The sequence below is a fragment of the Inediibacterium massiliense genome (genome assembly GCF_001282725.1).
Classification (GTDB): Bacteria; Bacillota; Clostridia; order Peptostreptococcales; family Thermotaleaceae; genus Anaerophilus; species Anaerophilus massiliensis.
In genome coordinates this window covers 221,668-245,103 of sequence record NZ_LN876586.1, presented here as the reverse complement: position 1 = coordinate 245,103, position 23,436 = coordinate 221,668, and the positions used below count along the sequence as shown (strand labels likewise).

Genomic DNA, 23,436 nt, shown 5'->3' with positions numbered 1-23,436 from the left:
TAAGAATAGTCGTTTTACACCATACTTTCCTCTAAAAGCACTTCCTCACTGATAGATACATCTTGCTTAAATAACGAAATAGCATGATTGATTGCTGCTGCTGTAGGTGTAGTTCCTGAAGCTTTCAGTAAAAAAACTTTTTCTTTTATTTTTTGAATATCTTGTGTAAAATTACTAATTACCTTTGTACATTCTCCATCTTCCCCTGGATATGCAATAATTGCTATTTCATTTCTTCCTTTTCTACCCTTTAACGAATTCATAAGTTCTATAATGCTTTGTCTTGCTACCGCCATCTTATTTTTCATACTTCCACTACAATCCATGACAATACAACATTTGATCTCTATTTCTTCACTGATTTTATCCATATAATCTATGATTTTACTTCTTTCTTTAGGTGGAATATTTTCAAGGTCTGTTCCTATGATTTGTTTTAATTGTTTTCCTACAATGGTTTCAATAGTCTTATTAATAGTTTTTTGAGTCACTGCATGCATAGTTTGTCCTAATTCTTTTATCATTGTATTTTCCCAAATGCCTCCTCCTCCTTGTGCAATTTTTTCAACCTCCCAAAGAGCATCATCTGACTGATCATCTATAATTCCAATAGCATTTACAATAACACCTTCATTCTTCGCTTCTTTTGCCGCTAGTACAGGATTTCCACCTATATTTGATTGCCCATCTGTCACAACTATAATTTGTTTCATTTCCAATTGAATCTCCCCTTTCTTTTTATTCATTATTGTCTTTTCCATATTTTTCTATACACCAAAAAAGAGCCTTACGGCTCTTTTTATACTTTCCAAATTTTTGATACCATCACAGTCATATCATCTTCTATTTTATTTCCATACTTTTGGATCGCCATATCCAAAAGCTTGTCTGCTATTTTTTCAGGATTTTTGCTATTAATTCCTTTTATAGCCTCCACAACCCATCCATCTTCCATATTTTTATCTGCATCTGCTACCCCATCAGACATCATAATGATAAAATCTCCATCTTCTAATTCTTGTCCAAAGCTTTCTATATCTATATTATTTAAAATTCCTATAGGTAAAGAAGTCGATCTTATAACTTCTACTTTTCCACTGGCTCTTTTAACAAAACTAGAAGCTGCACCAATTTTTACAAACTCTATTTTTCCTGTATATAAATCTAGTATAGACAAATCCATTGTAGAAAAAATTTCTTCTGAAGATTTGAGTACCAAAATTGAATTAATTGTTTTAATAGCTATATCTTTTTCAAAACCGGCTTCCATTAAATGCTCCAACACAGAAATAGTTGCTTGACTTTCTTTTGCTGCTTTTTCTCCTGATCCCATACCATCACTTAAAGCCATCATGTATTTTCCATCCTCTAAATCAATAAATGAATAATTGTCTCCACAAATACCTCGATCATCTTTTGATACCCTGGCTACTCCTGTAAGGACTTTGTATTTTTTTGCTTCTACCAATGTAAATGTACACTTTCCTGTATCTTCATCACATCTGCAATGATTATCTTTTTTTACTACTTCCCTTCCAATGACCTTAGATACAATAGGAATAATTTCTTCTTCACATCTATTCCTATCAAAGCATGCTCTTTTTTGTATTTCTATTTCAAATTTTTCATCTTCCCTTTCCATTATAGTAATTTTATCAACAGAAATTTCTTCTTTGTCAAAAGCTGCATATAACGCATCTTCTATGTCTATCTTAAATTCTATCTTTGTATTTATTTCTTTCGAAAGGTCATGGATAATATTAGATACTCCCTTAAATTGTTCTGCAACCAATTGTCTTCCTTCAAATAATCTTCTTTGCCATTCATAATGAACTTTACATATTTCAAACCTTCCATAAATCACTTCCATTAAAGTGTCTAATTTAATACATCTTTTTCTTAAAGTATTAGGAATTTGACTTTCTTTAATGCTTCCATAGGTTTCTAAATATGTAACAACATCTAATACATCATTATACGTACCATAAAAATTATTTTGCCAACAGCTTCTGCACATACCACAATTTTTGCAAAGTTTTTCTACAATATCATCTACCATATTGGCCATGTCCCCTTGATCTAGGACTTGCTTTGTCTCTGCAATATTTCCATAAGTTACAGCTAACTCAGAAAAAGCATTAGAATAAGCTTGTAATTTTTCAGATACTATTCTTTGTATTCTTTCACTATAGGTTCGATCTCCTTGTATACCATTTGTACCTACAAACTTGTCCATATACTTCATAATAGACTTTGGCGTAATCATGAAAAATCCTAATGCTACAATAATTTCTTGGATCTGTATTAACACCTCTGTAGAACCATTTGTATAAAAAGTTAAAATAGCATTTCCTAGTATAATTCCTACCCCTGATCCAATTCGCCCTAAATCTTTAAAGATCCCTGCTAACAATCCGCAAAATCCATATATTCCTATCATAAAAGGAGCTCCTATGGTAGACATACTTGTAATAATCCCAATAGTAATTCCCACACTTGCTCCTATACTTGGTCCTCCTTTATAAGCAAACACAAGCGTAAGTAACATACCAAATATATTTTTAAGACTGCATCCTCCTAAAGAAATATTAGAAAAACCTGAAACTACAATAGCCATAAGAATTGCTATACAAACCAATTCTTCATTAGATAAAATTTTTCTATTTCTTCTTTGGACAATAATTGGTACTGCATAGGCAAGAATATATACAAACACAAACACTACTACAGATTCAAAACCTGTCATAAATAAATCATACATATAAAATTCTGTTGCCATCATAAAAATAAGCCCCGAAACAAACATGGTCCCTCCTGCACAAAGGGCTAAGATAAAAGTTTTAAGCTCTCTCTTCTCTCTTATATAACTAAAAATCATAAATGAAAGTGCAATGGCTATAAAATACTTAGCAACACTAATTCCATCTCCTGCTGTAAATATTCCAAATAAAATAAATAATCCCAAATAAGTATATCTTTTATCTTTCACGACAAGAGTTATATAAAGAGCTATACCAAAAGGAGCAAGACTCTCTAAAATCGTTGCTCTACCTAATAGAAAAGCAATCAGCAATAGTACCCCCATATTTTTTGATAAATGAAAACTTTCTTGTTTCTTTCTGTCTTTAAAAATCCCTCTAGCTTGTCCACCATACTCCCTCTTATAAGGAATTATACTTGTTCTTTCTGCCATTTCTACACCACCCATTGATTATTCTTAAAGAAATTATATCAATAAGTGCTCAAAACATTTGTCAAGTTGTGTGTACGTATTTTTAGAAATTTCAGACATCTATTGTTCCCTTTTTACATTTTATTTTGTATATTCTGTTGACTTCTTTCTTTTTTTGAAATACAAACCAAAACATAAACTTTTTTGCTGTTAAACTTTGTTGAGCACACCAAAAGTTTATCGATAAAAAAATGAGTTGCTAATGCAACTCATCAAATATAAGTCCTTCTAAATTATCATATTCACTTACTATAATATCTTTATGAACCCAAGAAAGAATCCTGTCTAAAATCAGGGTACCTGCTGTAATAATATCCGCCCTTTTAGGATGAACACCTTCCATTTTTATTCTTTCTTCCATATTTTTAGATAAAAACTCATCTAAAATCTTTTGAATTTGGTCATGTCTAAGCTTTGTATTGTGAACTTCATTTCTATCATATACTTTTAATTTCTTATGTACTGCTGCTAAAGTAGTAATGGTTCCTCCAATTCCTACAACACAATCTATAGAAAGGTCTTTTATAGAATCCATAGCTATTTCAATTTGCTTATCTATATCTTTAGACATTTGGTCTATTTCCTCTTTAGATACAGGATCTGTATGAACAAACTTTTCTGTCATTCGAACTGCTCCCATATTCATACTGATCACATGATCGATTCCTTTTTCATTTCCTAAAATAAATTCTGTACTTCCCCCTCCAATGTCTACTACTAATATGTTTTTCTTTTGTTCTATTCCTTTTAAAACTCCTAAAAATCCAAGCGTAGCTTCTCTTTCTCCACTAATTACTTCAATCTGTACTCCTGCTTCTTTAGAAGCTCTTCTTAGAAATTCTCCTTTATTCTTTGCATCTCTTACTGCACTTGTTGCAATAATAGATAATTTTTCTACCTTTTCCTTGTGTGCAATTTCTACAAATTCTTTTAATGCATCTATATTTCTTTGTATCGCATGATTTGAAAGAACTCCTGTTTTATCTACTCCTTCACCAATCCTAGTACTCCTTAAATCTTTGAAGCTTTCTATGATCTGATTATTCTTTACTTTTGCAATCAATATTCTCATAGAGTTTGTTCCAATATCAATAGCCCCGAGCTTTTTCATTTTGTATCCTCCTAAAATATATAAAACCGAGACATTGTCTCGGTTATTATCTAACTAATTCTTTTCTATTGAATCCATTTCCTCTTCTTGTATTCATATGCTTTTTCACTTGTTGTTGTTTTTCTTCGCTATCCTTTAAAAACTGACTCAATTTATCTTCAAAAGACAAGCGCTTTTCGCTTTCCTTTTTCTTCCAATCTACCTCTACAGGCTTAGATATTGGTTTTTGAGGAGGTTTAGATATAGCTTTCCTAATAGAAAGACTTATTTTTCCTTTTTCATCAATAGAAACAATTTTCACCTTTACCTTTTGCTGTTCTTTCAGATAACTACGAATATCCTTTACATAATCATCTGCTACCTCTGAAATGTGGCACAACCCTGTTTTTCCTTCTGGCAGTTCAACAAAAGCACCAAAATTTGTAATGCCAGTCACAGTGCCCTCTACAACTTTTCCTATTTCAACGGGCATAAATCAAATCTTCCTCCTTTTAAATAATTACAAATCTATTTGCACTCATTATAAATTATATTTATAAGCCTGTCAATATGCTACAACTATATTTGAATTTTTATCTAATTTTGGCTAGATTTATGAGTATCTATATAAATAATTTCGTTCATCTTTACCATTTTTAATCTTTCTCTAGCTATTTTTTCAATATATTTAGGATCATTACCCATATTTTTTTCTTCTTCCAATTGAGCCTTTTCTTTTTTAAGTTCTGCCATTTGCTTATATAAAATGTTTTCTTGCTCTTTTAACTCTTTTAATTCTATTTGCTGTCTGACAAAAATCCAACCGATATAAAGTCCTATCACTAAAAAAAAGATAGGAATTTTATTTATTTTCTTTTTCTTTGGTTTCTTTATATATTTATCCATGATTGCATCCCTCATTATATTATTTCTTTAATTAATTCTATAACAAACTTTTTTTTCCTTCTATTTTTTTCTTCTCATCCATTTTATATATTTTCTACATTCTTTATATACCCTCCCTGGCAATGAAGCTATCCTTTTAATTTTATACCCAACAAAAGAAACTCTCTTTTTTATCACTCTACAAGGTCTTTTTATCCATTTTATCAATTTATTTATAGGATACAAAATGATTTTACATATCTTCATAAATATTTTTTGAATGATCCTTATTATTTTTATCAATAAATAAATCACAAAACGACTTAAAATTTTATAATACAAAGTAGCTCCTACAACAAATCCTAAAAATGTATATAATCTAATTTGGCCATCATTAGAAAAAAGGAGTACAAACACTGCTGCCACTCCAATAATAATCCAAAAAATAAGATCTTCAATCATTGTAGCAATTTTCTTAGGTTTAAACACACCTCTAAAAATTCTATACAAATCATATATAAACCCTATAATAATTCCTCCATATAAAGTAGCTAAAAATACATAGATCTGTTCGGATACATAAGTAATCATATGACCCCCTGCTTTCACCAAAGATTTAAAACAGTTAAAAAAATAACCGCTTTGCGGTTATTTAAACATCTTTCCTAAAAATCCTATCCCTTTGTTCCCAAAGCTCTCTTTCTCACTATAGATCATAGTCCCAATCTCTCCCTCTACAATCACATTTCCATCATCTAGATTTAATTTATTAATATCTAAATGGCTTCCTTTTATTGTAAGGACTCCTTTTGCTGTATCTAATATGACAGTATTTTCATCAAAACTCGTTACATGCTCTACTCCTGAAACGCTTAATTTTTCTCTATTTTCCAAAATAATATTTTGGTTTTTGCTTTTTATACTTCTTCTTTCCTCCATAGTTTCTCCCTTCTTTTCCTATTATTCTTATTAAAAGATATGCTCCTATGGAAGAATTTATACCAAAAACAAAATAGTACCTAATAGGTACTATTCTATAATTTTATACATTTCTTTTGCTAAATCCTTTGTTACATGTTCAGAGATATCTAATACCTCTACCCTTGTTGTTCGGGTTCCAAAGGTAATTTCCATCTTATCTCCAACATTTACTTCAGTAGATGCTTTTGCCTCTTTTCCATTGATACTTACTCTTCCTTGATCGCAGGCTTCTTTGGCAATTGTTCTTCTCTTTATAAGTCTTGAATTTTTTAAGAATTTATCTAAACGCATTTTATTCTCTCCTAAATCAAAAAAGCAGACTAGCTGCTTTTTTCTTAAGCGTTCACCATATCTTTTAATGCTTTACCTGCTTTAAATACAGGTGCTTTTGAAGCAGGAATATCTATTACTTGTTCAGGGTTTCTTGGATTTCTACCTTGTCTTGCTTTTCTTTCTCTTACATCAAAAGTACCAAATCCTACTAATTGAACTTTATCATCTTTTGCAAGAGCTTCTTCTACACTGTTAATAAATGCATTTAATGCTGCTTCTGCATCTTTCTTTGTAAGCCCTGACTTTTCTGCCATACTAGCAACTAATTCAGCTTTATTCACAATCATTACCTCCTTGATATTTAGAATACGTATAAGCATATTCTATCTTTTATTGAAAAATCCTTCTACTTTACCAATATTTTTTGTATTTTTTTCTTTTTTATGTATTTTTGCCAAATTCCATAGTTCATCCATTTCTTCAAGAGACATTTCTTCTAACTTTCTATCATTTTTGATTGCATTTTCTTCTATGAAAGAAAATCTAGAAATGAATTTTTTTACAGTATCATTTAGAGCCATTTCTGGATTGATTTCTAAAAATCTCGCTACATTTACTACTGCAAATAATAAATCTCCTACTTCTTCTTTTATTTTTTCATTTTCTTCTGTATTATATACCTCTAAAAGCTCTTTATATTCTTCTTCTACCTTTTTTAGAGCCTCTTCTACACGATCCCAATCAAAGCCTACTTCTTTTGCTTTTCCTTGAACTTTATAACTTTTTATCAGTGCTGGAAGATGGTTTGGAATTCTTTTTAATCCTTCTGTATAAGTTTTGATATTTTTTTCTTTTCGTTTCATGCCTTCCCAGCTTTTTATAGCTTCCTCTGAAGACTCTGCCACTACATCTTTAAATACATGAGGATGTCTATAAATTAACTTGGTACATATTCCTTTGATTACATCATGCATATCAAACTCTTCTCTTTCGGAAGCAAGTAGTGCGTGAAATACAACTTGTAATAGCAAGTCTCCTAACTCTTCTTCTAAAAGAACCATATCCTCTTGATCTAAGGCCTCTAAAACTTCATAAGCTTCTTCTATTAAATGAGGCTTCAAACTTTCATGAGTTTGCTTTTGATCCCAAGGGCATCCATCTTTTCCTCTTAAGAGTACCATAAGGTTCATAAGATCTCTTAATTCATATTTTTTTCTTATTTTGCCTTCTACTTTAGGAATATATACACTTGTAAGATAATCTAACCAATGAATACGATCTAACTCATAAAGCATAATCTCTTGCATTTTCTCCTCATTAGGGATTCCAGCTCCTCGCACTACAATAATAGGATGTTCATCTGGATAATATTCCATTAACTTGAGCTTTATTTGAGAAGCTACAAATTGATTATATACTTGTGTAATAATCGTATCTGTTTGTACATCGATTTGATCATCAAAGCTTAATCCATCAATGATTTTAAGGCCATGTATTGGATCCTTTCTCAAGGTGTGTAAAAGCGCCTCTATAAAACTTACCGAAGGAATAAAATCTAGCAAAAATTTATTTTTTTGAGCTTCCTTCATAAGCATTTGTACTGTATTTTCTGCTACAAATGGACTTCCTGGAACAGCATAAATAATATTCTCTGATTGTACCATATCTACTAGGGAATTTACAATACTTTCATAAACCTTATCAAAATTTTCTTCCTTTTCATAGAAAAAATCAAAGCTTTCATAATGAATTTCTTCTGACTCTAGGAAAGACACTACAGGATGCTTATTTGTTCTAAGATAAACCTTATTTGTTTGCTTCATTTTTTCAAAAGCACCTAAAGTCAAATATTCTTTACTTCCAGGTCCTAATCCTATAATGGTAAGAGTATGCATAGCACCACCTCCTATTTTATTATTTCCTAAGTAATCCTATACTACTCAATATTTTTCCTATCTTACTTCCTCCTGGTAAAATATCAAAATCATCTTTTGTAATGCTTCCCGTTGCAATCAACATCATTCCATAAATCAATGCTCCTATGCCTACTGCTGCAACTGTCGTGATTCTATTTCCAAATACACCTATAAACCTAGTATATACAAATAAAACAGATATACCCATGGCTCCTACTGATATAATAGGCTTTACTAAAAACTGTATCACACTAAATTTTGTTTTTGTCAGTCTCTTTACTGCAAAAAAATTAAGAAGAGCTGCTACCATATAAGCTGTTACAGTTCCTATCGCTGCTCCTTTTACATTTAAAGATGGAATAGATGTTAAAGAATAAGTTGCTAAAATTTTAAAGAAAGAACCAATAAATAAGTTTATCACTGGTATAGTAGGTCTTCCTAGTCCCTGTAAAACCCCTGTAAATGTTTGTACAAGTGTTAAAAAAATCACTCCAAATCCCAATATAGCCAAAGATCCTGCTGCACTTATTGCGCTTTGTACTCTTAATGGAAAAAGAAGTAACATAATAGGCTTTGCCAAAGTAACAAGTCCAATAGCAGCTGGAAGTCCTATGAGTAATGATACCCTTGTTCCCATTTGTACATTTTCTCTTACAAGATTCATATCTTTTCTTTGACTAGCATCAGATATGGCTGGAACTAGACTCACCGCAAGTCCTACTGTAATGATTTGTGGAAAATTAATAAGAGGTGCCGCCATTCCTGTTAATTGTCCATATAAGCCATTGGCATCTTCTGGTGAAAATCCAATAGCTTGAAGTCTTCTCATAACAATAGCCACATCAATCATATTCATAATAGGAAGTATGGCTGCCCCTATAGTAATAGGCACTGCTATTGCAAAAATTTTGGCTAAAATTTTTCCTGCCGCTTCTTCATATCCTCTAGGTCTTAAACTAATTTCATGCATAATCTTGTTTCTTCTTTTATAATAAATGAAAATAATCATCAAAGCTCCTGTAATGGCCCCTGCTGCTGCTCCAAAGGAAGCTCCTGCTGCTGCCACTTCCGTTCCTCTTTTTAAAAGAATAATGGCCAAGACAATACCCACTACTGTCCTACCAAATTGCTCAATGATTTGAGATATGGCAGTAGGAATCATGTCCTGAAGTCCTTGAAAATATCCACGAAAAGCAGCCATAATAGGAACAAATAATAAAGCTGGTGCAATGGCTAGCATAGAATAATATGCTCCTTCATTTTTAATAAATCCTACAATTACCTTTGCTCCAAAAAATAACATGGCTGAAGTAACAATCCCAATTCCTAAAAGAAGAATAAATGAAACCTTAAAAACTCTATGGGCTCCATATCGGTCTCCAACTGCATTCTTTTCTGAAACAAGCTTGGATATAGCAGTAGGAATCCCCGCCGTAGAGATAGTAAGTAAAAACACATAAATTGGATAAGATGCTTGATAATATCCCATTCCTTCTTCTCCAATCATATTGCCAAGGGGAATCCTAAAAAATGCCCCCATTATTTTTACAATGATACCTGCTATTCCAAGGATAGCAGCTCCTTTTAAAAATGATTTACTGCTCATAAATTTTCCTCCAATACAGTAATTTTGGACTGTGAACAAATCTATTATATCAGAAATAGGGTTGTTTGGAAGTAATTTATCAACAAAAATACAAAAGTAGTAGCCAAAGGCTACTACAAAATATTTTATTTATTATTCCTCTTTTATTGTTCCATTTGTTTGCCTAAGAAATTTGCAGCAGTTTCTGCAACTTTTATTTCTAATTCCCCTAATATTTTGTCTGGGTCTTTAGATAAAAGTACCACTGCTCCAATAGCATCTCCTTGTGTTATAATAGGAACAATGACTTGGGATGTATACTTATTTTCATCTGATCCATCTGCTGTCAAAGAATATGTGTTATCTTTTTCTGTAATAAGTACTGGTTTTTTATTTTCCATTGCCTTTTCAAAAGATTTACTCACTCTTTTTTCTAAAAATTCTTTTTTAGATCCTCCTGCCAAAGCAATAATCGTATCTCTATCTGCTATGACTGCTATATGACCTAATGCATCATATAAGGATTCAGCATATTCTACTGCAAACTCATTTAACTCTCCTATTGGAGAATATTTTTTAAGAATTACTTCTCCATCTCTATCTGTAAAAATTTCTAATGGATCTCCTTCTCTAATTCTTAAAGTTCTTCTGATTTCCTTTGGAATCACTACTCTACCTAAATCATCAATTCTTCTAACTATTCCTGTCGCTTTCACTTATTTTCCCTCCTAATGTCATTGGTATAAAGTGATACTGTAAATATTTGTGTAAGTTTATTATTTACTAAGATACTTTTTTTATGCATCCATGGAAATTTTTCATCAAAAAAATTTCCATAAGAAAACCAACCTATTATTTAGGTTGGTTTTTTATGTTTTCAGGATATTTTTCTACTTTTAAATCTTTCTTAATTTTTTCTAACTCTTTATCCATCTCTTGTGGAAATTTTTCTTTTTGAATTTCCACTTTAACAGATTCATCTGTCATAGGTAATCTTTTAATAATATGATATCCATATTGACTTTTTACAAGTCCACTTACTTCTTCATCTTTTAATACAAAAGCTGCTTGCTCAAATTCTGGAACCATTTGTCCTTGTCCAAATATCCCTAACTCCCCACCGCTTTGAGCTGATCCTGGGTCTTGTGAATATTCTTTTGCAAGTTTCACAAAATCTTCTCCACTATTGATTTTATTTAAAATATCTTTTGCCGTTTCTTCTTTATCTACTAAAATATGACTCGCTCTTACATATGGATTGTTTACATAAAAATCTTTTTTCTCTTGTATTTCTTTCTTTGTAACTTCTATTTTTTTCATTACCTTTTCTTGAAATTTTGATCCATACTTTTGCATTTTAATATTTTCTTTTATTAATTCTGCATCCATTCCACTCTCTTTAAAAAATTGTTCTGCTTCTTTATTTTCTTTAAGCTTTTTTTCAAAAACCTTATATTCTTTTTCTATTTCTTCTTGACTTATTTTTATATTTTGAGAATCCATATATTGAATAATGGCCTCATCATTAATCATAGTTTCTAATACTTGTTCTTGTACTACTTTAAGATATGGAGTTCCTTTTACATCTTCACTCCAAATTTTATCTCCATACATACGTTCAATATCTTTTTTAATCAATGTAAACTTTTTATTATATGCTTCTATACTAATAAATTCATTTCCTACCTTAGCAACAGCTTCCTTCTTGCTAATTCCTGCTCCTTGAGTACTACATCCTGAAATAATCAATGCCACCGTTAGAATCAGTACTACAAAACCTTTCATATTCTTTATTATGGGTTTCACGATATCCTCTCCCTTATCCAAATTTCTTCCTAAAGTCCATTATATCTAAATTTTGTCTTCCTGCAAACCACTAATTTTTTCTAACAAATTTTGTAACTCTTTTACCCTTTGTTCCAATATGGAATATCTAAACTTAATATATGGCGTATTTCCTGCATTGACATACACTCTATTTCCATAGACTTGAATCATTTCACTAATCATAAAAGGATTCATTTTGCTTGAAATATGAAATTCTAGTTTGGCATGCATTTTTGTCTCTGTAATACGAATCATCCCTATTTTTTGAGCCATAGCTTTTATGTGAGCAATAGAAATCAAATTCATAACAGCCTTTGGAATATCTCCAAACCTATCTTCAATCTCTTCCTCTAGATCTTTTACATCTTGCCTATCTTTTATAGATGCAATTTTTTTGTATAGCTCTAATTTATGATTTTCATTAGAAATATATCCTTCTGGAACAAAAGCATTCACATTAATTTCTATAGATGTTTCTATGTTTTCTTGTATTTGTTCTCCCTTCATTTCCCTTACTGTATCTTCTAAGAGTTTGCAATACAGATCATATCCAATAGATTCCATATGCCCATGTTGTTCTCCTCCCAAAAGATTTCCTGCCCCTCTTATTTCTAAATCTCTCATAGCGATCTTAAAACCTGAACCAAACTCTGTAAATTCTTTAATAGCTCTTAACCTCTTTTCAGCTACTTCCGTCAAAATCTTGTCCTTTTGATAAGTAAGATAAGCATACGCCAATCGATTGGATCTTCCTACTCGACCTCTTAACTGATAGAGTTGTGACAGTCCCATTTTATCTGCATCATAAATAATAATAGTATTTACATTAGATATATCTAATCCCGTTTCAATAATAGTAGTACAAAGTAATACATCATATTCTCCATCCATAAAAGCTAGCATAATATTCTCAAGCTGTCTTTCACTCATTTGTCCATGACCTACAGCAATTCTTACCTCTGGAATCAGCTTTTGTATTCTTGAAGCCATTTGTTGTATTCCTATGACTCGATTGAACACAAAATAAACTTGTCCTCCCCTTCCCATTTCCCTAAGAATTGCATCCTTTACTACTTCATCATTATATTCTAACACATAAGTTTGAACAGGATATCTCTCCTCAGGAGGGTCTTCTATGACACTCATATCCCTAAGTCCAATTAAAGACATATGTAGAGTCCTAGGAATTGGGGTAGCTGTTAGGGTAAGTACATCTACATTTTTTCTAAGATGCTTTAAAGCCTCTTTATGTTGGACCCCAAATCTTTGTTCCTCATCAATAATCAAAAGCCCTAAATCTTTAAATACAATATCTTTTGAAAGGAGTCTATGGGTTCCTATTAAAATATCTACAGATCCTATCTTTGCTTTTTCCATAATATGACCTTGTTCTTTTCCTGTTTTAAACCTACTAAGCATTTCAATCTCTACAGGAAAGTTTTTAAATCTATCTAAAAACGTATTGTAGTGCTGTTGAGCTAGTATAGTAGTAGGTACTAATACTGCCACTTGTTTTCCATCCATAACACATTTAAAAGCTGCTCTTATAGCGACTTCTGTTTTTCCATACCCTACATCTCCACATAAAAGTCTATCCATTGGGATAGCTTTTTCCATATCCTTTTTTATTTCATCAGCACAACGAAGTTGATCTGGAGTTTCTTCATAAGGAAAGCTATCTTCAAACTGCCTTTGCCAAGGTGTATCTTCTGAAAAAGTATACCCTTTTGATGATTGACGAAGGGCACTTAACTTCAAAAGATCCTTTGCCATATCTACAATAGCACCTTTTGCCTTTGCCTTAGTCTTTTTCCACTCCACTCCTCCTAATTTATTAAGCTTTGGACCTGTCCCATCTGCTCCAATATATTTCTGAACCAAGTCCATTTGCTCAATAGGAACATATAAAAGATCTTCTCCAGAATATTTTAACTTTAAATAATCCTTTTTTGCACCTTCTACTTTTAATTGTTCTACACCTACATATTTGCCTATCCCATGATTTTCATGAACTACATAATCTCCTATATTTAAATCCATAAAAGATTTGATAGGACGTCCATCTTTTCTTTTTTTAGAACTTCTTTTTCTCTTTGGATTACCAAATATTTCATCTTCTGTAATCACCAAAAATTTGTTTGAAACATATTCAAATCCTTTTCCTAAATTTCCTTGTAAAATGAATGTCTGTCCTGACTCAATAGAGTGATTCAAATCATCTAAATAGGTACATTCTATTCCTTGTTCCTTAAGTTCTCTCTCTAGTCTATTTCCTCTTTCTTTTGTTCCACAAAGTAATATGGTTTTATAACCCTTATATTTTAAATCTTTTAATTCTTGAGCAAATAAATTCATTTTGCCATGAAAAGCAGACGGGGTTTTTGCAGAAAATCCTACAATTTTTCCAGGTGAAAAATCAGATATATTTTGAGGCAAACGACTAAGAAGAAATACATTTCTTTCTTTTAATGAAAATACAAAATCCTCATACCTACTCATCATATTTACCTGCATGGGAAGAACTGCCCCTCTTTGTAAAAGCTCCTTAAAAGAATCTGTAAATTCTTTATAGGCAGTCACTGCCCTTTCTTTCATTCTAGAAGGATCATCTATGAAAATAAATGCTTCGTCTTTTATATAATCTGTTAAAAAATCCAGTTTTTTATAATAGTAATTTAAATAATTTTCAAACCCTTGAGGATGATCTTCTATTTGTAACCCTTCTAAAAAACTATTGATCTTTTCCTCTAATTTATTTTTTTCTTCCTTTTTTAATTTTTTGAGTTGTTCTTTCAACTCTTGTTGTACCTTTTCTATAGAATCTTTTTTTACTTCTTGACTAAATAACACTTCTTGAGCAGGTGGAATACAGACTTCTTTTTCATTTTGTATAGAAAGCTGAGAATAAATATCAAAAGCTCTTATAGAATCAATCTCATCATCAAATAACTCAATTCGATAAGGATTTTCATTGGTAATAGGAAAAAAATCTATAATTCCTCCTCTTACACTAAATTGTCCTTTTGCCTCTACCATATCTACTCTTTCATATCCTAGATCTATAAAATCCCTTATTACCTTTGTAAGTTCAATCACTTGTCCGTATATAAGCTTAATAGATTTTTTCTCAAATTCATCTTTTGGCATAATAGGATAAAGAATACTCTCAATAGGAGCCACTACAATACAATTTGGGTTTTGAAGAATTTGAATCATTCCGTTTAATCTTTCCTCAAGTCTTTGATGACTATGAGCTTCATAATGATAGAAAATAAGTTCTTTTGCTGGATAAAAATATACCTCGTCCCTAAAAAATTTTAAATTTTCATAAAGCTTTTTCCCTTCATATTCATTAGAAGTAATAATCAAAGATTGCTTTTTATAATTCTTGCTCAGTGCAAATATCATATGAGCAGTTTGGGCATCCATAAGGCCATTTACAAGAATAGGATACGTACCTTTCTCTATCCCATACTCAAGTTCTTTATACTCTCTTAAATTTTTTATGGTCTGTAAAAAAATATTTGTCTGCAAACTCCTCACATCCTTCTAATTTTCAAAGCACTTTAAGCCCAGATATTTATCTGGGCTAAGTGAAAGTTTCTATTATCCATTATATCTATTCATAGCTATATCTATTCCTTCTTTGATAAAAGCCTCTACCCCTTGGGATGCCCTTTGAATGGTTTCATCAATATAAACTCTTTCTTCTTTTGAAAATTTACCTAATACAAAATCTGCTAGATCTCCATAAGTTGGTTTTCCTATTCCTATTCTCACCCTAGGAAATTGATCTGATTGAATTTCATAGATAATAGACTTCATTCCATTGTGAGTTCCTGCACTGCCTTTTTGTCTAATTCTTAGCTTTCCTATCTCTGTATCAATATCATCATAAATGACAATAAGATCTTTTACATTTAGTTTATAAAAATTTACGATCTCCATAATACTTCTTCCACTAAGATTCATATAAGTTTGAGGCTTTACAAGCATTACCTTCTGACCATAAATATTTCCTTCGCCAACAATTGCCTTGTATTTTACTTTATTCATAAAAATATTATGCTCACTTGCTAAATAATCTATTGTATCAAAGCCTACATTATGCCTAGTTTTTTCATATTGCTTCCCTGGGTTCCCTAGTCCTACAATGACAATCATATTCTGCATCCTTTCTATCTATATACACTCTTACATATTATATCATATTTTAAATCGATTTAATGCTTGTTCTAAATCCTCACTCAATCTCTTTAAATGATCTGCTACAGAAGAAACTTCATCCATAGTAGACGAATTTTGTTGCATGGATGCACTTACTTCTTGGGAAGAAGCTGCCATTTCTTCAGACACACTAGATATAGCCTCTATAGAAGATACAATATTTTGACCATCTTCATTCATTTCTACTGCATATCCACTTATATTTTCTATTCTTTCTTGAATCTTCTCAATGGCTCCCACAATTTCTTCAAAAGATTTATTTACCTCTTTTACTGCATCTACCTCATGTTTGTTTCCTTGTTTGACTTCTTCAATTAAGGTAACAGTAGAATGAGTATAATTTTGGATATTTTGGATCATATCTTTGATCTCTTGTGTAGATTTTGATGATTCTTCTGCTAGCTTTCTAATTTCTTCTGCCACCACAGCAAATCCTTTACCTGCATCTCCTGCTCTTGCTGCTTCAATGGCTGCATTTAATGCCAATAAGTTTGTTTGCTGTGCAATATTGTTAATAGTTTCTAATATAGTACCTATATTTTGAGATTCCATACTTAATTTCTCAACAGCGTTTACAATCCTTACTGTAACTTCATAATTTATCTGAGTTTTTTCTTTTAAGAGGTTTACGGTTTGAATTCCATCTGTATTTGCTTTTTTCACAATCTCAGATTCTTTAAGCATTTCTCCAGTATACCCTGTAAGTGTTTTTAGTTTATTTGCAATCTGTGAAACTTTATACACTCCTTTTTCTGTTTCTATAGCTTGCTCAGAACTTCCCTGAGCGATTCCATCGACTGCTCTTGCCACTTGTTCTGTAGAATGACTTGTTTCTTCAGAAGTATGAGCTAAAGTCACTGCTGACTCTTTTACACTATTACTCACATGAGTCACTTGTCCTACCAATTCCTTTAATCCTTTAATCATCAAATTAAAGTTTTCAGAAAGCTTTCCTATCTCATCTTTTGAATCCACAAGACAGACAACAGATAAATCTCCTTCTTTTATCTTTTCCATATCCATAGATAATGCTTTTAGTGATTTGGTAATTCCTTTTGAAACCATCATAGCTATGAAAATCCCTATAATAAATGTAATCAAACTAATTTTTAGAATAGAGAAGAGAAGTATTTTATAATTACTATAAATTTCATCTTCATACATGTTTCCTACAAGTTTCCAGCCCATTCTATTTAAAGTAATAAAAGTAGCAAATTTCTTTTGAATCTTTCCATTTTCTTTTTGATCATAATCTACAGTATTGCTTCCTCCTTTGGAAACTTCCTCTGCTAATTTTTTTACTGGAATAGATTTTTCTAAAAGATTTCGGTCTTTATGGGCTAAAATATTTCCTTTATTATCTACTAAAAATGCATATCCCTTTTGTCCTACTTTAATGTTTTCTATAACGCTTGATAATTTATCTAGTGTAATATCTATTGCTACTACTCCAACCAATTGATTGTTTTGATCATAAACAGCTTTGGCAGCTGTAACTACTATTTTTCCTGTATCATCATCCTTATATGGATCTTCCCAAATCACTTTTCCTGTCTCTACAGCCTTTTGATACCACGGTCTTGTAGTAGGATCCCACCCCTCGGGCATATCTGTTTCTATTGGATAAGCTATTAATCTTTTGTCTGCTGTACCCATGTAAATACTTAATACATCTGGGTGAGTTTTACCATACTCTGTGAAAGATTGTACTGTCCTTTGTACCGCCATCTCTCCAGTTAGTACAGAAGATACATCTTGATGAATGGAAAACATGAAAATGTTTTCCTCTATATTTCTTAAGTATGTGTCGATCATATTCTCTACTTCATGAATGGTAGATGCTGTACTTATTTTCAATTCATTCTTCATAATTTTCGCAGAAGATGTGAAAGAACTTATACTTACAGCAATCATAGATATTACAATCAAAAAAACAAATGCAATCATAAGCTTTCTTTGAAGACTTTGTTTCATACTCTATTCCTCCCCACAGCTTATAAAATATTTTTTCATTCTATGTAAAAAAGTGGATTTAACTCCACTTTTTTAATCAAATAATCTGCTTACAGATACATTTTCATATATTCTTCTGATGGCTTCTGCAAAAATTGGTGCTACTGATAAAGTATGGATATTTTCTAATTTCTTTTCTTCAGGTAATGGAATAGTATCTAATATTACGAGCTCTTTGATGACAGAATCTTTAATACGCTCCATAGCTGGTCCTGATAAAACTGGATGGGTACAACATGCATATACTTCCTTTGCTCCAAAATCTTTTAGTGCTTTTGCTCCTTGTGTAATCGTTCCTGCTGTATCAATCATATCATCTACTAAAATTACATTTTTATCTTTAATATCTCCAATAATATTCATAACCTCTGAAACATTTGCCTTTGGTCTTCTTTTATCAATAATAGCAATATTTGCATCTAATATATTTGCGAAGTTTCTTGCTCTTGTAACACTTCCAAGATCTGGAGAAACAATCACCAAATCCTTTAGCTCTAATTGTTTGAAATATTTTGCTAAAATAGGAACTCCTAAAAGATGATCTACAGGGATATTAAAATATCCTTGGATTTGAGCTGCATGTAAATCCATTGTTAAGACTCTATCTGCTCCTGCAGTAGTCAAAATATCTGCTACAAGCTTTGCTGTAATTGGATCTCTTGCTTTTGCTTTTCTATCTTGTCTTGCATATCCATAATAAGGGATTACTGCTGTAATTCTACCTGCTGAAGCTCTCTTAAGTGCATCAATCATAATCAAAAGCTCCATTAAGTTTTTATTTCCAGGTGCACAAGTAGATTGTACTACAAATACATCTGCCCCTCTTACAGTTTGATTGATGTTTACTGTAATCTCTCCATCACTAAATGTACCGACTTCTGCATCCCCAAGTTTTGTATTTAAACATTCACAAATTTTAAGGGCTAGGTCCTTGCTAGCATTACCAGCAAAAACTTTAATTTCTTGTCCATTGATGTTCATTTGTAATCCTCCCTATATTCATCTTTTTAGAGTAACCCTTTTCTCTCCACCCAGCCTAGTATATTTTTTTGCCTTTCTCTTGCTACAGATAATGCTCCCTCTGGAACTTCTTTTGTAATGGTAGAGCCTGTTGCAATATATCCTTTTTCTCTCACTACTACAGGAGCTACTAAGTTGGTATTGCTTCCTATAAATGCATTGTCTTCTACAATGGTTTTGTATTTATTTTTTCCATCATAGTTTACAAAAACTACTCCACAGCCTATATTTACATTTTTTCCAACTTCTGCATCTCCTATGTACGCAAGATGTGATGCCTTAGAACCATCTGAAATTGTAGAATTTTTTACTTCTACAAAATCTCCTATTTTTACTTTTTTGCCTAACTTACTTTTTGGTCTTAAATAAGCATATGGCCCTATGGTACAATATTCATCTACAAAACTATCTATAATTGTAGAGCTCTGAATTTGTACTCCTGTATGAATCGTAGAATTTTCAATTCGGCTATTATAACCTATGATACAATCTTCACCTATCTCAGTCTTTCCTTTTAATATCACTCCTGGATAGATTACTGTATCTCTTCCAATTTTTACATTTTTCTCAATATATGTATGGTTCGGGTCAATAATGGTTACTCCCTCTTCCATATGCTTGATCAAAATTCTTTCTTTCATGACTCTTTCAGCTTCTGAAAGTTGAACTCTTGAATTAACACCCATAATATCCATTTTGTCTTCTACCCTATAAGCTCCTACCTTATGTCCTTCTTTTTTAAGTATTTCAATTACATCTGTAATATAGTACTCCTTTTGTTCATTTTGATTGGTAATGAGCTTTAAAGCTTTTTTTAATAAATTGGCATCAAAACAATACATTCCAGAATTGACTTCTTTTACTTTTTGTTCTTCTTCTGTTGCATCTTTTTGTTCTACAATTTTTAGTACATTTTCATTTTGATCTCTAATAATTCTTCCGTAACCTTTTGGATTTTCAAATTCAGCTGTTAGTATGGTTCCTTGAAAATGATTTTTTTGATGAAAATCTATTAAATTTTTTATGGTTTCTTCACTAATAAGAGGAGTATCTCCACATAATACAAGAACATCTCCTGCATTATCTATGAAACCTTCTGCCTGCATGACAGCATGTCCTGTTCCTAATTGTTCTTTCTGCCAAGAAAAGTATACTTCTCTATTTTCTATAGATTTTTTTACTTGATTTCCTTCATGTCCAATGACTACAATAGTCTTTTGGGTATGTTTTTTTGTCACATCTATGACATGTTCAATCATTGGTTTGCCACAAACAGGATGCAATACCTTAGGCAATTTAGATTTCATTCTTGTTCCTGCCCCTGCAGCTAATATAACAGCCGTTATATGATCCATCCATACCACTCCCTATTATACATTATTTTCGCCATGTGTTGATCGAAAAATTTATTTTTTTCGTAAATGTTCGCTCTTTTTATACATTTACTTCTTTCTTTTTCATTCGTTCTTTAGTATATCACTTTTTTTATTATACTAAAAGTCTCCAAAAATAAACCTCCTTACTCAGAAAATATTTTTTTCCCAGAGGAGGCATTTTTAGGAAGATCATAAAATTTATTTTTATACTTCCTGTTCATTTTTTACTTTTTCATATTCTTCAAATATTTTTTGTTGAAGTTTCTCTCTTGTCTCTGAATTAATAGGATGGGCAATATCTCTAAAATCTCCTTCTCCTATTTTTCTACTAGGCATCGCTATGAATAATCCATTTTGTCCTTCGATGATTTTAATATCATGAACTACAAATGCATTATCAAAAGTTACTGACACAATAGCTTTCATCTTTCCTTCATCACTGATTTTACGCATGCGAACATCAGTAACCTCCATAATTTTCACCACCTTCCCAGTCTTAACTTCTAAGCTTAGTTACATATTCTTCAATTTTTTTAAATATCCTTCTTGTATTTTGTAAAAATTTAGAATTTTTATATTAAGTCCTCATTTGGATGAATATATACTTTTTCATTAAGTTCATCTACTTTTTCTAACACTAATAAAGGAATATAGTCTTTTACCACTTTATTTTCTGGTTCCTTTGTTGCGATCATCACTCCAATGCCCACAACATTTGCTTCAAATTCTCTCATCATATCCATCATACCCTTGGCTGTTCCTCCAGCCTTCATAAAGTCATCAATAATGATTACATTTGCACCATTTTTAATAGCTCTTTTAGAGATAGACATGGTTTGAATTTTTCCTGTAGAACCTGATAAATAATTAATACTTACTGTAGAACCTTCTGTTACTTTGCTATCCCTTCTTAAAATAATAAGAGGAACATTTAAAGCATTGGCAGTCATTAAAGCAATAGGAATACCTTTTGTTTCAACTGTCACTACGTAATCTATATCCTCTCCTATAAACTGAGTAGCAAGAATTTGTCCAAGCTTACGGACAATAGAAGGATTGTATATAATATCTGCCATATATAAAAAAGCTCCAGGAATAATACGTTGAGACTCAGAAAGTTTATTACATACACTTTCTAATATTTCTTTGCTTTCACTTTTACCAATAAACGGAATATATTTTACTCCTCCTGCTGCTCCTGCTATGGTTTCTATTTTTCCTAACTCTAAATCCTCCATTATTTTTTTTGCCACCACAATGTCTTCACTGATACTGGATTTTGCTGCATTGAATTTATTTGTGAAATAACTTAAAGTAAATATTTTATTAGGATTTTCGCAAAGAATTTTTATCAATGCCCCTATACGTCCATTTCTTTTAATTTTCATTTCTTTGATTCTCCATTCCGAATGTTTTTATTTTTTCTATATCATTTTATTCGGTTTTAAAAAATTATTCAACGGTTAATTTCTCTTTTCTTTTTCATTAAAAGTATTTTGTGATATAATTTGACTAGATTTTTACATGAATTTTCTTTTTAAAAGAAATATATATAGGATTACATGAATATGGTAATACTATAAAAAAATGTATTAGTGAAGGAGAATTGAAAAATGATTGATTTTGATTTAGATAAACATGATATAAACCATATTCACTTTATTGGAATTGGTGGGATCAGCATGAGCGCCATCGCTGAAACACTACTTACTTTTGGTTATAAAGTATCTGGTTCAGATATGAAGCCTTCTCATATGACTGAAAAACTATCTCAAAAAGGAGCTACCATCTACATTGGTCATTCTGAGGAAAATATTAATCATTGTGATCTAGTAGTATATACTGCTGCAGTAAAAAAGGATAATCCTGAACTTATAAAATCAAAAGATTTAAATATTCCAATCATTTCTAGATCTCAAATGCTCGGTCTTTTAATGAAAAAATTTAAAACAAGTATTGCAGTTTCTGGTACTCATGGAAAAACTACTACCACCTCCATGATTTCTCTTATTTTAGAATATAGTAATTTTCATCCTACCATCATGGTAGGAGGAGAACTAGATGCTATTGGAGGAAATGTGAAAATTGGAGAAAGAAATTACTTTGTCACAGAAGCCTGTGAATATGTAGGAAGCTTTTTAAACTTCTTCCCAAACTTCGGAATCATTTTAAATATTGATAAAGATCATTTAGACTATTTTAAAGATATGGATGATATTATTCAAACCTTTGAGAAGTTTGCCAAACTCATTCCTAAAGATGGAATCTTAATAGGATTTAATGACGATCCCTATGTTCAACAGGTTCTATCAAAAGCTGATTGTAAAATTATTACTTATGGGTCAAATCCTGATTGTACTTATAGAGTAGAAAATATTCAATTTAACGAAGACGGCTACCCTACTTTTGATGCTTTTTACCAAAATGAATTTTTAGATAGTTTTAAGCTTTCTATCCCTGGAATCCATAATGTGTATAATGCATTAGCTGCTATTGCATCTACTCATACATTAGGAATTCATATAGATGATATTAAAAAATATCTTACATCTTTCACAGGAACTCATAGAAGATTTGATTTATTAGGTACTTTAAAACAAAATATAAAAATAATAGATGATTATGCTCATCATCCTACAGAAGTAAAAGCTACTTTAAAAGCAGCATCCAATATTCCTCATCATCATATTTGGTGTGTTTTTCAACCTCATACCTATACTCGTACAAGAGCACTTTTAGATGATTTTTCTAATTCTTTTTTTGACGCAGACAAAATTATTATTTCCGATATCTATGCTGCAAGGGAAAAAGACCCAGGAACAATTCATTCAAAAGATTTAGTTACAAAAATAAAAGATCATCATAAAGATGTTTTATATTTAAATGACTTTGAAAAAATTGCCTCTTATATTCAAGAGCACGCACAGCCTAATGATATCATTATTACCATGGGCGCTGGAGATATTTATGATGTTGGAAAAATACTTTTAAATATAAAAGGTTAAGGAATT

Annotated in this window: 21 protein-coding genes; 1 reads left to right on the top strand and 20 read right to left on the bottom strand. The window is 31.3% G+C overall.

Annotated elements, in window-relative coordinates; genetic code table 11:
- Positions 1-14: 14 nt before the first annotated feature.
- From BN2409_RS04995 to purR, 20 genes are all read right to left on the bottom strand, one after another.
- Positions 15-761, bottom strand: coding sequence for a vWA domain-containing protein (locus BN2409_RS04995; RefSeq protein ID WP_053955562.1), 747 nt, complete (start codon positions 759-761; stop codon positions 15-17).
- Between the two features lie 38 nt (positions 762-799).
- Positions 800-3,193 carry a stage II sporulation protein E gene (spoIIE, locus tag BN2409_RS04990; protein WP_053955561.1) on the bottom strand — a complete coding sequence of 798 codons (2,394 nt, stop codon included), beginning with the start codon at positions 3,191-3,193 and terminating at the stop codon, positions 800-802.
- Positions 3,194-3,431: 238 nt separating this feature from the next.
- Positions 3,432-4,343 carry a Ppx/GppA phosphatase family protein gene (locus BN2409_RS04985; RefSeq protein WP_053955560.1) on the bottom strand — a complete coding sequence of 304 codons (912 nt, stop codon included), beginning with the start codon at positions 4,341-4,343 and terminating at the stop codon, positions 3,432-3,434.
- 46 nt (positions 4,344-4,389) lie between these two features.
- Positions 4,390-4,815, bottom strand: a complete 426-nt coding sequence (locus BN2409_RS04980) for a S1 domain-containing RNA-binding protein (protein ID WP_053955559.1) — start codon at positions 4,813-4,815, stop codon at positions 4,390-4,392.
- 104 nt (positions 4,816-4,919) lie between these two features.
- Complete coding sequence (locus BN2409_RS04975; protein ID WP_053955558.1) at positions 4,920-5,228, bottom strand: FtsB family cell division protein; 309 nt, start codon at positions 5,226-5,228, stop codon at positions 4,920-4,922.
- Positions 5,229-5,288: 60 nt separating this feature from the next.
- A complete protein-coding gene (gene yabQ, locus BN2409_RS04970; protein ID WP_053955557.1) occupies positions 5,289-5,798 on the bottom strand; it encodes a spore cortex biosynthesis protein YabQ in 510 nt (169 codons plus the stop codon).
- 57 nt (positions 5,799-5,855) lie between these two features.
- On the bottom strand, positions 5,856-6,146 hold the full coding sequence (yabP, locus tag BN2409_RS04965; protein ID WP_053955556.1) for a sporulation protein YabP: 291 nt from the start codon (positions 6,144-6,146) through the stop codon (positions 5,856-5,858).
- Positions 6,147-6,236: 90 nt separating this feature from the next.
- On the bottom strand, positions 6,237-6,479 hold the full coding sequence (locus BN2409_RS04960; RefSeq protein WP_053955555.1) for an RNA-binding S4 domain-containing protein: 243 nt from the start codon (positions 6,477-6,479) through the stop codon (positions 6,237-6,239).
- 44 nt (positions 6,480-6,523) lie between these two features.
- Complete coding sequence (locus BN2409_RS04955; protein WP_053955554.1) at positions 6,524-6,802, bottom strand: HU family DNA-binding protein; 279 nt, start codon at positions 6,800-6,802, stop codon at positions 6,524-6,526.
- A gap of 42 nt (positions 6,803-6,844) precedes the next feature.
- Positions 6,845-8,356, bottom strand: coding sequence for a bifunctional methyltransferase/pyrophosphohydrolase YabN (gene yabN / locus BN2409_RS04950; RefSeq protein WP_053955553.1), 1,512 nt, complete (start codon positions 8,354-8,356; stop codon positions 6,845-6,847).
- Between the two features lie 19 nt (positions 8,357-8,375).
- Complete coding sequence (locus BN2409_RS04945; RefSeq protein ID WP_053955552.1) at positions 8,376-9,983, bottom strand: putative polysaccharide biosynthesis protein; 1,608 nt, start codon at positions 9,981-9,983, stop codon at positions 8,376-8,378.
- A 143-nt stretch (positions 9,984-10,126) separates the two neighbouring features.
- Positions 10,127-10,678: a stage V sporulation protein T gene (spoVT, locus tag BN2409_RS04940; RefSeq protein WP_053955551.1), complete on the bottom strand. Its 552-nt coding sequence runs from the start codon at positions 10,676-10,678 to the stop codon at positions 10,127-10,129.
- A 136-nt stretch (positions 10,679-10,814) separates the two neighbouring features.
- On the bottom strand, positions 10,815-11,768 hold the full coding sequence (locus BN2409_RS04935; RefSeq protein ID WP_199872929.1) for a peptidylprolyl isomerase: 954 nt from the start codon (positions 11,766-11,768) through the stop codon (positions 10,815-10,817).
- Positions 11,769-11,813: 45 nt separating this feature from the next.
- Positions 11,814-15,323: a transcription-repair coupling factor gene (gene mfd, locus BN2409_RS04930; RefSeq protein WP_242847910.1), complete on the bottom strand. Its 3,510-nt coding sequence runs from the start codon at positions 15,321-15,323 to the stop codon at positions 11,814-11,816.
- Positions 15,324-15,395: 72 nt separating this feature from the next.
- Positions 15,396-15,953, bottom strand: coding sequence for an aminoacyl-tRNA hydrolase (gene pth, locus BN2409_RS04925; RefSeq protein WP_110942958.1), 558 nt, complete (start codon positions 15,951-15,953; stop codon positions 15,396-15,398).
- A 42-nt stretch (positions 15,954-15,995) separates the two neighbouring features.
- Positions 15,996-17,990 (bottom strand): methyl-accepting chemotaxis protein, encoded by a 1,995-nt coding sequence (locus BN2409_RS04920; protein WP_053955548.1) that lies wholly within the window; start codon positions 17,988-17,990, stop codon positions 15,996-15,998.
- A gap of 72 nt (positions 17,991-18,062) precedes the next feature.
- Positions 18,063-19,010, bottom strand: a complete 948-nt coding sequence (locus tag BN2409_RS04915) for a ribose-phosphate pyrophosphokinase (RefSeq protein ID WP_053955547.1) — start codon at positions 19,008-19,010, stop codon at positions 18,063-18,065.
- A gap of 26 nt (positions 19,011-19,036) precedes the next feature.
- Positions 19,037-20,404, bottom strand: coding sequence for a bifunctional UDP-N-acetylglucosamine diphosphorylase/glucosamine-1-phosphate N-acetyltransferase GlmU (gene glmU / locus BN2409_RS04910; RefSeq protein ID WP_053955546.1), 1,368 nt, complete (start codon positions 20,402-20,404; stop codon positions 19,037-19,039).
- A gap of 225 nt (positions 20,405-20,629) precedes the next feature.
- The gene (spoVG, locus tag BN2409_RS04905; protein WP_053955545.1) at positions 20,630-20,899 is read right to left on the bottom strand and encodes a septation regulator SpoVG; all 270 of its coding nucleotides are present in this window, start codon (positions 20,897-20,899) and stop codon (positions 20,630-20,632) included.
- 98 nt (positions 20,900-20,997) lie between these two features.
- A complete protein-coding gene (purR, locus tag BN2409_RS04900) occupies positions 20,998-21,813 on the bottom strand; it encodes a pur operon repressor (RefSeq protein ID WP_053955544.1) in 816 nt (271 codons plus the stop codon).
- A gap of 225 nt (positions 21,814-22,038) precedes the next feature.
- Between purR and murC the strand changes: the two genes are divergently transcribed.
- Entirely contained in the window at positions 22,039-23,430 is a 1,392-nt protein-coding gene (gene murC, locus BN2409_RS04895) for a UDP-N-acetylmuramate--L-alanine ligase (RefSeq protein WP_053955543.1), read from the top strand.
- The last annotated feature ends 6 nt before the right edge of the window (positions 23,431-23,436 follow it).